Raw genomic sequence first — 14,627 nt, forward strand, 5'->3', positions numbered from 1 at the left:
ATTTCCCTTGCTTTATAAAAAGAAAAAACATAAAATTATGAAAAACATTTATTAATAATAAGCAGTTTTTCAAAATTTGAATAAAAATTCCTTATATGAATACTTAATGATTAAATTTAATTAAAGGATATTTTATAGTTACACAGGTTGTAAACAGTACAATCTTGTAAAAAAGGCTTTAATTCCATAAATTTTCTGATTTCTACTATTTAAATGGGAAATAGTATTAATCCTTTTTTTATACTATTCTCCATTTAAAAAGTGAAAATTATATTTTGATTATTTGAAAATAATACTAAATTTGTAAAAAAATAAAAATCCATTATTTGATTACTAAAAGTATATGACATTTATGTTAGTAGAATTGTTTTTTATTTATGAAATATCCTTTTAATAAAAATTCAAAATTTAAATTTTTTGTTTAAAAAGAAAAGTATTAATTATCCAGATACTCCTTATTAAACTGTATCATTTTTTCAACATTTACAACAACTAAAAGCATGTCATTTTCTAAAATTTTTTCGTCTGGTGAAAGTGATATTCTAAGTTCTTCACCTTTTCTTTTTATCCCTATTACGTTCATTTCATATTTTTTTCTCAAACCTAACTCAACAAGACTTTTTCCTATAATTTTTTTTGGCGCTTTAAATTCAAAAATCCTATATTTTTCAGAAAATTTCAAATGCTCTGTCACATCTGGTTTTAAAAATTCAAAAGCCAATTCTCTTCCAACACTTTCATCAGGAAATACAACTTTTCTTGCTCCAATTTTTTCTAAAATTTTTCCTTCAATTTTTGTAATAGCTTTACAAATAATTGTTTTTATTCCCAGCTCCTTTAACATAACTGTAACTAATGCGCTTGTTTGCAAACTTCCTTCAATGCAAATAAAAGCCACTTCAAAATCATCACTGCTCACCACTTTTTTTAGAGAATTTTCTTCTGTTACATCAAAAGAAACCGCTTCTCCAACAATTCCGTCATCTATTATCTGCTGTGTAAGTTCTTCATTTTTATCGATTACAAGCACAGTTTCGTTGTGATTATAAAGCGTCTTTGCAATACTTCTTCCAAATTTTCCCGCTCCTATAACTAAATATCCTGCCATTTTTTCCTCCTAAAAATTATCCTATTAAAATATTTTCCTGTGGATAAGTGTAACGTCCTTTTTTTAAATTTGACTTTGATAATGCCAAAGCAATTGTAAGTGGACCAACTCTTCCAACAAACATCGTAACTATAAGTATAAATTTTGAAATGTCCGCAAGGCTTGGAGTCAAATTTCTTGAAAGTCCGACAGTTCCAAACGCTGAAAACACTTCAAAAACCAAATCCAAAAGATTCTTATTCCTTTCAAATAAAATCAATAAAAATACACAAATTGTCATATAAATAAGTGAAATGAATAGTACAGTTATTGCTTTACTGTATATCCTCCAGCTTACGCTTCTTTTATCATATTCAATTGTATCTTTATTTTTTAATGTCGCTAAAGTTCCTAAAATTATAAGTCCAATTGTTGTAGTCTTTATTCCGCCACCAGTTGATCCAGGGGAAGCTCCAATAAACATAAGAATAACAAATAATAGTGAAGTTGACCTCTTTAGACCCAAAATTGAAATTGTATTAAATCCTGCTGTTCTCGTCGTTACACTTTGAAAAAATGATGCTTCCAATTTTTGTCCAAAAGATAAATTTCCAATTGTACTTTTATTGGAATATTCCAAAATAAACATCGCAATCATTCCTATTATTACTAAGAAAATAGATATTTTAATACTTAATTTAGTTGTTGAAGTCAATCTTTTTTCTTTTTTCCGCAAAACATTATAACAATTTAAAATCGTTGAAAATCCAATTCCACCCAAAAATATCAGAAGCGGAATCGTCATATTTATTATAAAACTATTTTTAAATCCGTATAAATTATCTGAAAATAGTGAAAATCCCGCATTACAGAAAGCCGAAACAGAATGAAAGAAAGAATAATAAACTGCTTTTAAAAAACCAAATTTTTTTATAAATTCAAAAAATAAAATAACAGTTCCGATAAATTCAATGACAATTACAGACAAAATAACTTTTTTCACATATTCTTCGATTTTAAAAGTCGTGTCAATATTTATATCTTCCTGAACGATTTTTTTCGTGTAATACCCAATTTTTTTGGAAATCATAATGATTATAACTGAGGTGAATGTTATAACTCCAAGCCCTCCAAGCTGGATTAATACTAAAATCACCATTTGCCCAAAAATATTATAAACGCTGCCTATATCAATACTGGAAAGCCCTGTCACACAAATAGCTGAAGTTGCTATAAAAAATCCGTCAATCAATTTCACACTTTTACCATACCTCATAGAAATTGGCAAAGACAACAAAATCCCACCTAAAATTGTAACTACCATAAATGAGAGCAATATTGTCATATATGGCGAAAAAGATTTATTTTTTAAAAACATTTTATTTTCCTCCATTCATTCACTTTTTACTTTTCTAAAATAAATTTATCACATTTATTTTTTTTTGTCAATTATAGGAATGAGTTCCATTATTTTTTTATTCTAAATTATATATTAAAATATCCAATCGAGTTGGATTATGAAAATATTAATAGTATTTTTTCAGGAGTGGATACCTATAATGATAAAAATTCTCATATAATTATTTTAATATACTGAACTTTAAAAGGAATCTATTCAAAAATTTTGTACATCTGTCTTTGAAATTATCTTTTTGCAATAGCAGTAAAAGTAAATTTTTCAGGATGATGAATTATTGTTTCATACTGAAAAAGAGTTCCGTTTGACAAATAGGCGTGAGTTTCGATGACAACAACCATATTTATATCTTTTAATTTGAGATATTTCTGTTCTTCTGGCGTAATCTTTCTGAAATTAATATCTCTTCGAGAGTATCCAATCTTTAATTTTAAATCCTTTTCCAAATATTCATATATTGACTTTTTGGCAATCTCTTCATTCAAGAATGGCACAATTCTTCTGTCAAAAAAACTTGTGGAATAATTTAAGACTTCCCCATTTAAGGAATTTGTACGGACTACTTTGTAGAAATCGGCACTTTCAGAAACTTGAAATTCTTTCATTAATTTTTTGTTCCCTTGAACAATATATAAGCTGATTAAGTCAGTTTCAAGATTAATATTTTGAAGTTTATTTAGTTCCTGCACAGTTTGAATTGAAGTCAGAGAAATATTTTCTAAATTTTTTTTCTCCAGTACAATTGATTTTTTCCCCTTCACTTTTTGAATAAAACCTTCAGCTTCCAGCATAGAAAGAGCTTTTCTTACAGTAAGTTTGGAAAAATTATAATCTTTTGCCAAGTCATCTTCTTTTTTTAAAAAATCTCCTGGTTTAATAATACCATTTTTAATTTTGTGTTTTATATCATAATATACTTTTTCATATTTAGTCATTTGTATAAACCTTTCATATTATTTTTATATATTATACAATAAATTTCTTTAAATAACAACTAAAAATAAAAAGATTTATATAATAATAATAAATTTTAAAAAAGATTTATATAAACCTATTGACTTTTTGAAAATTTATGATATAATAGTTACTGAAATGAGAAAACAAAAAATATATAACTAATAAATTATAGGAGATGATTATTTATGAAAAAATTTTCAATTGTAGTAGCTGGTGGAGGGAGTACATTTACTCCAGGGATTGTTTTGATGTTGTTAGAAAACTTGGATAAATTCCCGATTAGACAGATAAAATTTTATGATAATGATGCCCAAAGACAAGAAGTTATCGCAAAAGCATGTGATATTATAATAAAAGAAAAAGCACCTGATATTAACTTTGTTTATACAACAGATCCTGAAACTGCATTTAGTGACATAGACTTTGTTATGGCACATATAAGAGTTGGAAAATATGCAATGCGTGAAAAAGATGAAAAAATTCCTTTAAGACACGGAGTATTAGGACAAGAAACTTGTGGACCTGGAGGAATTGCTTACGGAATGCGTTCAATTGGTGGAGTTATTGAATTAGTCGACTTTATGGAAAAATATTCACCAAATGCTTGGATGTTAAACTATTCAAATCCTGCGGCAATTGTGGCAGAAGCAACTAGAAGACTACGTCCAAATTCTAAGATATTAAATATTTGTGATATGCCAATTGGAATTGAACTTAGAATGGCTGAAATGTTAGGATTAAAATCGAGAAAAGAAATGGTAGTGAGATATTTTGGATTGAATCATTTTGGATGGTGGACAGATATTAGAGATAAACAAGGAAATGATTTAATGCCTGCATTAAGAGAAAAAGTTGCAAAAGTTGGATATAATGTGGAAATTGAAGGTGAAAATACAGAAGCAAGCTGGAATGACACATTTACAAAAGCAAAAGATGTGTTTGCAGTTGATCCGACAACAATGCCAAATACTTATTTAAAATATTATTTATTCCCTGATTATGTAGTGAAACATTCAAATCCTAATCACACAAGAGCAAATGAAGTAATGGAAGGAAGAGAAAAATTTGTATTTGGAGAATGTAGAGCAATCGCTGAAAAAGGAACTGCAAAAGACAGTAAACTTCACGTAGATGATCACGCTTCATACATAGTTGACTTGGCAAGAGCAATAGCATACAATACTAAAGAAAGAATGCTGTTAATTGTAGAAAATGACGGAGCAATCTCAAACTTTGATCCAACTGCAATGGTTGAAGTACCTTGTATAGTAGGTTCAAACGGGCCTGAAAAAATTGTTCAAGGTAAAATCCCTCAATTCCAAAAAGGGCTTATGGAACAACAAGTTTCTGTTGAAAAATTGACAGTAGAAGCATGGATAGAAGGTTCATACCAAAAACTTTGGCAAGCAATCACATTGTCAAGAACTGTACCGAGTGCCTCTGTTGCAAAAGCAATATTAGATGATTTAATTGAAGCAAATAAAGACTTCTGGCCAGTATTGAAATAGATTACATCTGAATAATTTTAAAATGAAAATAAATTTTTAGTGCTTGAAATGTTAATTAGTTTATGATATAATTACAATAAGAAAAGAAAAACCAACTGTTTCGTTTGGAAATAAAAAATTTGCAGAAGAAAAGGCTCTATTCTTTATTGAATGGGGTCTTTTTTTATGATATAATTACCAAGTTAGTTCTGCAAAACTAACAAACAAATGGGACAGTTGGGAGGTGGTAAAAATGAATTGGGATTTTACTATTTTGATAGCTATAATCGTTTTATTTTTGATTATTAGTAAAAAATAGTTAAAATTCATCATCGGCATCACCTTAATGCCTGTCAATCTGTATATTTAGATTGACAGGTTTAAAAAAATGACTTTATTGAATATGAAGGAGAAAAATATGGATATAAAAAAATTAGATAAAAAATGGTGGAAAAAAGAAGTTGGATATCAAATTTATCCAAGAAGTTTTTATGACAGTAATAACGATGGAATTGGGGATTTGAATGGGATTACAGAAAAGTTAGATTATTTGAAGGATTTAGGAATAACGCTTATTTGGGTTTGTCCGATATTTAAGTCGCCAATGGATGACAATGGGTATGATATTTCAGATTATTATGATGTGAATCCTGAATTTGGGACAAAGGAAGATTTGGAGAGATTGATTTCAGAGGCTAAAAAAAGAGGAATAAAAATAATTCTAGATTTGGTAATTAATCATACTTCTGATGAGCACGAGTGGTTTTTGGAAGCATTGAGAAATCCTGAAAGCAAGTACAGAAATTACTATATTTTCAAAAGAGGAGAAAACGGATTGCCACCAACAAACTGGAGAAGCCATTTTGGTGGTTCTGCTTGGGAAAAAGTTGAAGGTGAAGCTGATGAAAATGGGAATGAAATGTACTATTTACATTTATTCTCAAAAAAACAGCCTGACTTAAACTGGGAAAATCCTGAAGTCAGGGAAGAGCTTTATAAAATGGTAAATTATTGGCTTGAAAAGGGAATTGCTGGATTTAGAGTTGATGCAATTAATTCGATAAAAAAAAATGCAAGATATTTGGATTTGCCTGTTGATGGAGCGGATGGATTCGCCTACAGTATTAAATATACATTAAATCAACCTGGAATCGAGGAATTTTTGGGTGAATTAGCGAAAAAAACTTTTAAAAAGCATAATTGTATGACTGTGGCTGAAACGCCGTTGTTGGAGTATGAAAGATACAATGATTTTATTGGTGAAGATGGGTTCTTTTCGATGATTTTTGATTTTAGTTATTCTGATTTGGATATGACAAAAGGTGGATTTTACTATTCATTACGAGATATTCCAACTGTGGAATTGAGAAATAAGATTTTTGAAAGTCAGCTGACACAGCAAAAATACGGATGGGGAGCACCATTTTTGGAAAATCATGATTTACCAAGAAGTTTGAATAAATTTTTTGGTAAAAAAGCGAATGAAACAAATGCAAAATTGTTAGCAAATGTATTTTTCTTCTTGCGAGGAACACCGTTTATTTATCAAGGTCAAGAAATTGGAATGGATAATTTTGTGAGAAATGATATTTCTGAATTTGACGACATTGCAAGTAAAGATCAATATCAACGGGCTTTAGGAGAAGGATTTTCATCTGAAGAAGCGTTGCATTTTGTAAATAAACGAAGCCGTGACAATTCAAGAACGCCTATGCAATGGGATAGTAGCAAGAATGCTGGATTTTCAAAAGATAAAGACTCAAAATCGTGGATAAAATTAACAGGAAGTCAAGCTGCAACAAATGTAGCAGACCAAATAAATGACAAAAATTCAATTTTTTCACACTACAAAAAAATGATTGATTTGAGACAAAATGGTAAATATTCAGATTGCTTGACTTTTGGTGATTTCATCTCTGTTCCGTTGGAGAATGAAAAAATTATCGCTTATGTGAGAAAATATAAAAATCAAAAAGTTCTTTGTATTAATAATTTTTCTGAATTGAAACAAGAGGTTAAATTGAGTGAAATTGCGAAAGTTCTTGGAGAAAAAGAAATTAAAATTGGAGAGATTTTGATTAATAATTTTAAAGGACTTGAGAACAATGAGGTGAAAGTTGTTCTTGAAGAGTTTCAAAGTTTGTTAGTTGAAATTTTATAAGAAAAATTTAAACTGTACCTAAAATTTATTTATAGATAAAATAAAAGGTACAGTTTTTTTTATCAGTCATAAAACTCGTTATTATTTACTTCTCTAATTTCATTTTCACTCTTTGCTACAACAATTGTACAAACAGCATCTCCAGTTATATTTACAACTGTTCTAAACATATCAATAATTCTATCGACACCAATTACAACTCCAATTCCTTCAAGCGGCAATCCAGCTTGTTTTAACACAAGTGACAACATTAACATTCCAGCTCCTGGAACTCCTGCCGTACCGACTGAAGCTAATACCGCTGTCAAAATAATTCCAATATATTGTGTTGGTCCTAAATGAATGTTATAAAGATTTGCGATAAATACTGCCGCAACTCCTTGCATAATCGCAGTTCCATCCATATTTACTGTCGCTCCCAATGGAATTGTAAATGAGCTAATTTCTTCTGAAACACCGAATTTTTCTGATAGTGTTTCAATATTTACTGGAATTGTCGCATTACTGCTCGATGTAGAAAATGCCACTGAAACAACGTTTAAAAAGTTTTTGAAAAACTTAATTGGATTCATTTTTGCCATACCTACAAGCATTATTTGATAAACTCCTGTGTGAATTACAAAAGCTATTAATGTCACGACAACAAATCCTATTAGTTTAACAAGCACATCTATTCCTGTTGAAGCAACTACTTTTGAAATCAGTGCAAAAACTCCAAGTGGAGCAACTTGCATTATAAGTTCTACCATTTTTAACACAAGTTCATTTGCTTCTTCAAGTAAAGTTTTTAAATTTTTAACTTTATCTCCTAAAGCAGTAATTGCAACTCCTAAAAGCAAAAAGAATATTATTATAGCAAGCATTTTTTCCTCTGACATCGCATTTACGATATTTTTCGGAATCATATCAAGCAACACGTCAATAAGTTTGCTCTGCTGAGCAATTTCATATTCTCCTTTTGGAAGATTTCCGTGAATCATTCCTTTTCCAACATTAGTAATTTTTGCTACAAATAGTCCAATAGCTACGGCAATCGCAGTAGTTGCAAAATAAAATCCTAAAACTTTTGTCCCAATTCTTCTAAGTTTCTTTACATCTCCAATGGAAGCTGCTCCCATTGCAAGAGAAATCGAAACAAGCGGCACAATCATAACTTTCATAAGATTGATAAACATTCCTCCAAAAAACGCAAGAACTGAATCAATAACAACATCTTTTACAAACGGATTAGCTGCAAAAGGACTCAAAATCATTCCAAATACAACTCCGAGTGCTAGTCCAATCATAATTCTGGTTGTCAAGCCAAATTTTTTCATAAATTTTTTAGCAGTATAAAATACTGCCTCCTTTCCCAAATTTTTTTAGATATGCTATATTTTAACTTTTTATAGAAAAATTTACAAGTTATTTTTAAAAAATTTACTATTTTTCGGATATTTTGTTTATAAAGAGTGAATGTAAAAAACATAACTGCAATTATTATTAAATTTGTTTTAATTTTAATATAATTAAAATCAAATATGGTGGGTATAATATAGTAGATTTAGTTTTTATACTAGTTGATTACAAATAATTATTAAATTAAAATTTTAAGAAGGAATAAAAAATGAAAAAATTTTTACTATTAATGACTTTTTTTACTTCTATGGTAGCTTATGCAAGAGTTGGGGAAGTAGGAACTAAAACATTTGAAAATGTTATAGGCTATTGTGAAAATGAGAAAGTAACTTCTATTAAAGAAGATCCAAATACTGAAAGTTATCTTGCTTATGTAAGAGTAACATATCCATTATGTAAAATAAATGGATTACGATATAGAAATATAAAATTTTCATATCGTACGAGAGATGATGGAAAATTTGTTGCAAAACAAGTAAAAAACATAAATTTAGATGGATATGATATTGAAATTAACTATGATACAAGAACCATAATATATGTAAGACATTAATAATATTTTATTAAATTTAAGATATCTTACTGTTTAATTAAAATATAATTTTTATTCTTTAAATAAAGTTTATATTAATATTATTTAATTTTAATGAAATAAAAAATTGTCTTTTATTCTTAAAAAAAAGAGTATCAGACAGTTTTTATTATTTTCAATTCTCAATTAACCCAATAAATTTAGAAATAATTCTAAATATAAATTTTATCCCTTTTATTTATTTGAACAACCAAAATAAATAGTTCACTTTCTTCAATTTTTGCAATAATCCTATAATTTTCAACTTGATATCTCCAAAATCCTTTTAGATTATATCTCAATGCTTTTCCAAACTTTTTTGGATTATCTGTTTCGTTAAGATTTTGCTTGATATATCGCATGATTTTTAGTTTTATTGAGTTATCTAGTTTATTCAGTTGTTTTTCTGCTTTTTCTCTAATAATGACTTTATATTTCATCTTCCAAGCCCATTTTTTTTACTAAATCGTCAAATGAGATTGCTTTTTCCTTGTTTGTCTTATATTCTTCATAAGCCTCAACAGCCAATTTATAGTCTTCTTCATCTTCAATTTTTTCAAGAATTAAATCTAACATTACTTGGTTTAAATTGATATTATTTTCCTTAACATAGTTATTTATTTTGTTCTCTATGTCAGGATTAGCATTTATAGAAACGGTTATCATTGATTTCACACCCTTTCTTATTGTTTTAATTAATAAAATTTTAACATAAAAGATAATAAAAAGCAACGAAAATATTTAATTAAATTATTTTATTTGAACTCCTTCCAATTCCAACAAAAATCGCTTAATATGAAGTCCCCCGCCATAACCAACCAATTTCCCATCGGCACCAATCACACGATGACATGGAATAAAAATTGAAATTTTATTTCGATTATTCGCCATTCCAACTGCACGGACAGCTTTTAGATTATTGATTGCGATTGCGATGTCTTTGTAAGAACGAGTTTCGCCATAAGGAATTTTTTCAAGAGCACTCCAAACAGAAATTTGAAATGGTGTTCCTTCTTCCAAAAATGGCAAATCAAAATTTTTTCGTTTTCTTTCAAAATATTCAAAAAGTTGTTTTTTCGCTTGTTTAATCAGTTCAGTTTCACAAATTTTAAAATCATTATGTTTTTTAAAATCTTCAAAATCTGATTCCCAAATTAAATCTGTGATATGAGAGTCATTTTCCGTCGTAGCAATTCCAATTTTTCCAATTGGAGTATTTGTCTCATAAAAGTAGATATTTTTTTTCATTGTTTTTACCTCTTAATTTTCATTTATAGTAAAACTACTTTAAAACTAAACTCAAAAGTTATGGCTACTTACTTAAAATCCAAATTTATAAAATTTTAGTAGTTTTATTTTAAATAGGTTCAAATATACAATTGATTAAAAAAATTAACTTCAAATTACAAAAAGTTTTTCGTGAATTATTCTCTTTTAAATTTTATTTCAAATTCTTTTCCAAAAAACGCAATTCCAATTTTTAAAATATTGTCAATTCCAGCATTTTTCAAAATTGAAGTATACTCTTTTTCTTCAATTTGATTTAGTGCAACTTCACATTCACTTAACAATTTTTCGTGAATCTTTTCTGAATCTAATTTCAAATTATCTATATTTATTGCTTTTAATTCAATGATAATTCCTTCTTTTCTTTCAAAAATATTTTTAGGTTTCAAAAGTAAATCATATCGACCTTTTCCTGAAAAATTATTTGATGAAATTTCATACTCACTTTTTAATTTTAAAATTAATCCGAGTATTAATCCATGATAAAATTGCTCTTTATAGATTCCAGATACATCAAAAATACTTGTATTTTCTAACAAAATTTTATTCAATTCAATTTTAAAATTTTCTATATTTCCATTTTTTAATGCATTAGTTAATTTTGAAAAATTATTAGAATTTCCAAAATATACTTCAACAAACATATTTGAGAACATTTTTAAAATTTCTTCATTTGGAATTTTTAAATATGTTTCTTCACTATTTTCATTATATTTTCTGGATAATGTTAAATAACCGCTATGGAAAAAGAGATTCCAAATATTTTTCTCAAAATTAGCTTCTAAATTTCCAAAAGTCATGCTATCGTTAATTATTTCAAAAATTTCTTCTTTATTCAAAAGTTTTGAAAAATCATCAAAAATTTCTTTTTTCATTTTTTGTAAATATAGTTTTATAAATCCATTCTCACTTGTATTTACCCAATAAGGCTTTAATTTTCCGTTTTTTAAAAAATTAATAATCGACCAAGGATTATAAACTTTTTTTTCGCCAAATAAATACCCATTGTACCATTTTTGAACATCATTTAATTCATATTCTAAGTCAAAATCTTCAAGAGATTTTTCAACTTCATTTTCCATAATCCCAAAGTATTCTGTAAATTCATCATCTAAAATTGTGTGAACTTCCAAATTATTCAATCCCGAAAAGACATTTTCCTTTGCAACCCGTAATATTCCAGTTAAAATTCCCATTTCCAAATAATTATTATCTTTCAAAACTTTTCCATAAAATGCTTTAAAAAACGCAATACATTTCTCATAATTTCCTTTTATATAGGAATCAATTATTGGCTGGTCGTATTCATCTATTAAAACAACAACTTTTTTTCCAGAAAGTTCGTACAAATATCTAGTCAAATTAAATAAGGAATTAATCCAGTCAGCATTATCTTTTTTCAGCCAAATAGCGTCAAAATCTGCCAAGTCACTTTGATTTAAATCATCTCTTATCAAATAAAATTCGTTATACAGCAATTTTATTTCATTTTTAATCATGTTAAATCCACTTTCCCAGTTTTCTGCATCATAATTTTTAAAAGAAATAGAGATTACAAAGAAATTCCCCTGTTTTTCAAAATATTCACTTTTAGAAATTTCTAAATTTTCAAATAATTTTTTGTTTTCGTCTTTATTTTTAATGTCAAAAAAGTACTTTAACATCGAAATATTTAAGGTTTTTCCAAATCTTCTCGGACGAGTAAATAATTTAACTTTTGAGCCATCTTCTAAAATGTTTTCTATAAATTTTGTTTTATCGAAATAGTAGTAGTTATTTTCGATAATTTCTTTAAAATCAGATATTCCAATTGGTAATTTCTTTTTTTTGCGATTTCTCATCTTCATTACCTCTCCTTTTTATTTATAAATAATTTTATTGTTTTAACTAAGTGAATATATTATAATATGAATTATAAAAAAAGTAAATTATTTGATTGTTACAAAATAGATTGTATAGTAAAATATAATAAATTTAGAATAAAAATATCGTATTAATTATTGTAATTTGAAAAGTAAAAGGGAGTAAAAAAATGAATTTATTTGACAAAGTATATGAAAATAAAAAGCCACTTGCGTTTAGATATCGTCCGAAAAGTTTGGATGATTTTTATGGACAGGAAAAGTTGGTTGGAGAGAATGGAATTTTGAGGAAGATTATTGAGCGTGGGAATTTTATGAATGCGATTTTTTGGGGAGCACCGGGGACTGGGAAGACGACTCTTGCGGAAATTGTTGCCGAGAAAATGAATTATCATTATGATTATCTGAATGCAATAAAAGCCTCTGTAACTGATATAAAGGAGATTTCTGATAAAGCACACAACAGATTTCGTACGAACGGACAGCAGACACTTTTGTTTTTGGACGAGATTCATAGATTTAATAAGTTGCAGCAGGATTCGCTTTTGCAGGATTTGGAAAATGGGAATATTATTTTGATTGGAGCCACGACTGAAAATCCTTATTATAACTTGAATAATGCGTTGTTGTCACGATGTATGGCATTTGAATTTAAAAAATTGAGCGAAAAAGATTTGCTTAAAATTTTGGAAAATATTAATGAAAAAGAGAAAATTGGAATTTCAGATGAGATTTTGAAGTATATTTCAGAGATTATTGAAGGGGATGCAAGACAGGCTATAAATATTTTGGAATTAATTGCAAATGTTGGGGTGGATTTTACGTTTGATGAAGTGAAGGAAGTGCTGAATACGAAAAAATCTTATCACAAGACGGAAGACAAGTATAATACGGTTTCTGCAATGATAAAAAGTATTCGTGGAAGTGATCCTGATGCAGCTGTTTACTGGATGGCAAAAATGCTTTCTGGTGGTGAAGATATTTTGTATATTGCTAGAAGACTTGTAATTTTGGCTTCTGAAGATATTGGACTTGCAAATCCACGGGCGTTACCAATTGCCGTGGCAGGGCTTAATGCGATAAAGGAAATTGGAATGCCCGAAGCTAGAATCATCTTGTCTGAAGTGGCAATCTATCTTGCAATTTCTCCCAAGAGCAATTCAGCTTACAATGCCATAAATTCAGCACTCAAACACATTGAAAATGAAAAAATTCAGGAAGTTCCAGTTCATCTCACAAAAGTTGGAGCAAAAGACTATAAATATCCACACAATTATAAAAATCATTATGTAGACCAAATTTATATGAATGAAAAAATCAAATTTTATGAGCATGGAGAAAATAAATTTGAAAAGGCGGCGGATGAGTGGTTGAGGAAAATTAAGAAGAATGGGAAATAGACTTTTGAATTTTGTAAAATAATTGGAATAAAAAATACTCAGACAATGGTGTAATTAGTTGTCCGAGTTTATTGAGAGTGTAAATTTTTTTGTGTAAATAAACTAGTGAATCCTTATATTATTGGATTTGTATATACATTTACACAAAATTATGGACACTCTCTTTTTATTTTAAAAATTAATCAATACCTTCATATTTTTTTAATTTTAGTACAAATTCTTTATCATAATCATTTAGTTGAATTACTGACTGATCTAGGATTGTTGGAGAATACCAAGATTTATTTTCAAAATATTTTCTGAGTTCACCACCTTCTTCAAATGCAAATCCTTTTTCAGCAAATATCATATTTCTCAAAATTTTTAATTGTTCTTTAGAATATCTACTAAAAGCACTCTCATTTCCTTCTTCCATAACTTCATATTTCAAATTGTTTAAATCATCTAAATCTAGTTCGTCATATGAAGTTGAGTGGCTTTTTGATAAATTTTCATTTGATGAAGTTTTTAAATGAGAGTTTGAAATTTGTTGTGAGTTATTAGTAGAAATATTTCTATTATTTCTACCATAAGTAAGAAATTTTAATAATGAAAATTTTCGATTGTTACTTTCTAAAGTTATATTTCTAGGAATTACATTGATATAATCTCCTTTTTTATATGCTTCAATACGTACTATAGCATTTTTGTATGAAACTCTTATCATTTTACCACCATCTCCTAAATCACCTTCAATTTTCCATTTTGGGGTTGTTCCAATTTTATCATTAGGATAAGCAGCTTTAAGTAATGCGAAAACAATATCCGAAATTGAATTGCAATTATAGAAATTTATTGGCAATGTATTATTAGTTTTCATTTGTTTTACAGTTTTTATATAATAATCGAAATTATTTTTTTGAGATTTAATATTTACATTTTCTGTATTTTCATTGCTATTTTTATTATTTTTATCAGCTGTAATTTCGTTAGAAATCATATTATCATTAATTTTTTTCAT

General features: G+C 27.8%; 13 protein-coding genes. 4 read left to right on the forward strand and 9 right to left on the reverse strand.

Annotated features, from left to right (window positions below):
- Window positions 1–436: 436 nt before the first annotated feature.
- The 3 genes from FVE73_RS04495 to FVE73_RS04505 form a co-directional block, all read right to left on the reverse strand.
- Window positions 437–1,108 carry a potassium channel family protein gene (locus tag FVE73_RS04495; RefSeq protein WP_018499588.1) on the reverse strand — a complete coding sequence of 224 codons (672 nt, stop codon included), beginning with the start codon at window positions 1,106–1,108 and terminating at the stop codon, window positions 437–439.
- Between the two features lie 16 nt (window positions 1,109–1,124).
- The gene (locus tag FVE73_RS04500) at window positions 1,125–2,465 is read right to left on the reverse strand and encodes a TrkH family potassium uptake protein (RefSeq protein WP_018499589.1); all 1,341 of its coding nucleotides are present in this window, start codon (window positions 2,463–2,465) and stop codon (window positions 1,125–1,127) included.
- 266 nt (window positions 2,466–2,731) lie between these two features.
- The gene (locus tag FVE73_RS04505) at window positions 2,732–3,439 is read right to left on the reverse strand and encodes a GntR family transcriptional regulator (protein ID WP_018499590.1); all 708 of its coding nucleotides are present in this window, start codon (window positions 3,437–3,439) and stop codon (window positions 2,732–2,734) included.
- A 207-nt stretch (window positions 3,440–3,646) separates the two neighbouring features.
- Here FVE73_RS04505 and FVE73_RS04510 point away from each other — a divergent pair, with 207 nt between their 5' ends.
- Both FVE73_RS04510 and FVE73_RS04515 read left to right on the forward strand, forming a co-directional pair.
- A complete protein-coding gene (locus tag FVE73_RS04510) occupies window positions 3,647–4,969 on the forward strand; it encodes a 6-phospho-alpha-glucosidase (protein WP_018499591.1) in 1,323 nt (440 codons plus the stop codon).
- A gap of 397 nt (window positions 4,970–5,366) precedes the next feature.
- Window positions 5,367–7,109: a glycoside hydrolase family 13 protein gene (locus FVE73_RS04515; RefSeq protein WP_018499592.1), complete on the forward strand. Its 1,743-nt coding sequence runs from the start codon at window positions 5,367–5,369 to the stop codon at window positions 7,107–7,109.
- Between the two features lie 62 nt (window positions 7,110–7,171).
- Here FVE73_RS04515 and FVE73_RS04520 read toward each other — a convergent pair whose 3' ends face one another.
- Window positions 7,172–8,425, reverse strand: a complete 1,254-nt coding sequence (locus FVE73_RS04520) for a dicarboxylate/amino acid:cation symporter (RefSeq protein ID WP_018499593.1) — start codon at window positions 8,423–8,425, stop codon at window positions 7,172–7,174.
- 290 nt (window positions 8,426–8,715) lie between these two features.
- Between FVE73_RS04520 and FVE73_RS04525 the strand changes: the two genes are divergently transcribed.
- The gene (locus FVE73_RS04525) at window positions 8,716–9,060 is read left to right on the forward strand and encodes a hypothetical protein (RefSeq protein WP_018499594.1); all 345 of its coding nucleotides are present in this window, start codon (window positions 8,716–8,718) and stop codon (window positions 9,058–9,060) included.
- Between the two features lie 191 nt (window positions 9,061–9,251).
- On the opposite strand, the gene FVE73_RS04530 is transcribed toward FVE73_RS04525, so the two are convergent.
- The 4 genes from FVE73_RS04530 to FVE73_RS04545 form a co-directional block, all read right to left on the reverse strand.
- On the reverse strand, window positions 9,252–9,518 hold the full coding sequence (locus FVE73_RS04530) for a type II toxin-antitoxin system RelE family toxin (protein ID WP_018499595.1): 267 nt from the start codon (window positions 9,516–9,518) through the stop codon (window positions 9,252–9,254).
- Entirely contained in the window at window positions 9,508–9,744 is a 237-nt protein-coding gene (gene relB / locus FVE73_RS04535; RefSeq protein ID WP_021746937.1) for a type II toxin-antitoxin system RelB family antitoxin, read from the reverse strand. Before relB ends, FVE73_RS04530 begins: the two co-directional genes overlap by 11 nt.
- Before the next feature lie 84 nt (window positions 9,745–9,828).
- A complete protein-coding gene (locus FVE73_RS04540; protein WP_018499597.1) occupies window positions 9,829–10,326 on the reverse strand; it encodes a methylated-DNA--[protein]-cysteine S-methyltransferase in 498 nt (165 codons plus the stop codon).
- A 176-nt stretch (window positions 10,327–10,502) separates the two neighbouring features.
- Window positions 10,503–12,206: an AAA family ATPase gene (locus FVE73_RS04545; protein WP_026239121.1), complete on the reverse strand. Its 1,704-nt coding sequence runs from the start codon at window positions 12,204–12,206 to the stop codon at window positions 10,503–10,505.
- A 191-nt stretch (window positions 12,207–12,397) separates the two neighbouring features.
- On the opposite strand from FVE73_RS04545, the gene FVE73_RS04550 reads away from it, so the two are divergent.
- Window positions 12,398–13,627, forward strand: a complete 1,230-nt coding sequence (locus FVE73_RS04550) for a replication-associated recombination protein A (RefSeq protein ID WP_018499599.1) — start codon at window positions 12,398–12,400, stop codon at window positions 13,625–13,627.
- Between the two features lie 178 nt (window positions 13,628–13,805).
- On the opposite strand, the gene FVE73_RS04555 is transcribed toward FVE73_RS04550, so the two are convergent.
- Window positions 13,806–14,627: a YARHG domain-containing protein gene (locus FVE73_RS04555; RefSeq protein WP_175284481.1), complete on the reverse strand. Its 822-nt coding sequence runs from the start codon at window positions 14,625–14,627 to the stop codon at window positions 13,806–13,808.

This window comes from Leptotrichia wadei, from assembly GCF_007990545.2.
GTDB lineage: Bacteria > Fusobacteriota > Fusobacteriia > Fusobacteriales > Leptotrichiaceae > Leptotrichia > Leptotrichia wadei.

Coding starts and splice junctions, on each gene's coding strand:
- FVE73_RS04500 (WP_018499589.1), bottom strand. CDS start 2,465: ATGTTTTTAAAAAATAAATCTTTTTCGCCATATATGACAATATTGCTC.
- FVE73_RS04520 (WP_018499593.1), bottom strand. CDS start 8,425: ATGAAAAAATTTGGCTTGACAACCAGAATTATGATTGGACTAGCACTC.
- relB (WP_021746937.1), bottom strand. CDS start 9,744: ATGATAACCGTTTCTATAAATGCTAATCCTGACATAGAGAACAAAATA.
- FVE73_RS04550 (WP_018499599.1), top strand. CDS start 12,398: ATGAATTTATTTGACAAAGTATATGAAAATAAAAAGCCACTTGCGTTT.
- FVE73_RS04505 (WP_018499590.1), bottom strand. CDS start 3,439: ATGACTAAATATGAAAAAGTATATTATGATATAAAACACAAAATTAAA.
- FVE73_RS04495 (WP_018499588.1), bottom strand. CDS start 1,108: ATGGCAGGATATTTAGTTATAGGAGCGGGAAAATTTGGAAGAAGTATT.
- FVE73_RS04540 (WP_018499597.1), bottom strand. CDS start 10,326: ATGAAAAAAAATATCTACTTTTATGAGACAAATACTCCAATTGGAAAA.
- FVE73_RS04525 (WP_018499594.1), top strand. CDS start 8,716: ATGAAAAAATTTTTACTATTAATGACTTTTTTTACTTCTATGGTAGCT.
- FVE73_RS04530 (WP_018499595.1), bottom strand. CDS start 9,518: ATGAAATATAAAGTCATTATTAGAGAAAAAGCAGAAAAACAACTGAAT.
- FVE73_RS04515 (WP_018499592.1), top strand. CDS start 5,367: ATGGATATAAAAAAATTAGATAAAAAATGGTGGAAAAAAGAAGTTGGA.
- FVE73_RS04545 (WP_026239121.1), bottom strand. CDS start 12,206: ATGAGAAATCGCAAAAAAAAGAAATTACCAATTGGAATATCTGATTTT.
- FVE73_RS04555 (WP_175284481.1), bottom strand. CDS start 14,627: ATGAAAAAAATTAATGATAATATGATTTCTAACGAAATTACAGCTGAT.
- FVE73_RS04510 (WP_018499591.1), top strand. CDS start 3,647: ATGAAAAAATTTTCAATTGTAGTAGCTGGTGGAGGGAGTACATTTACT.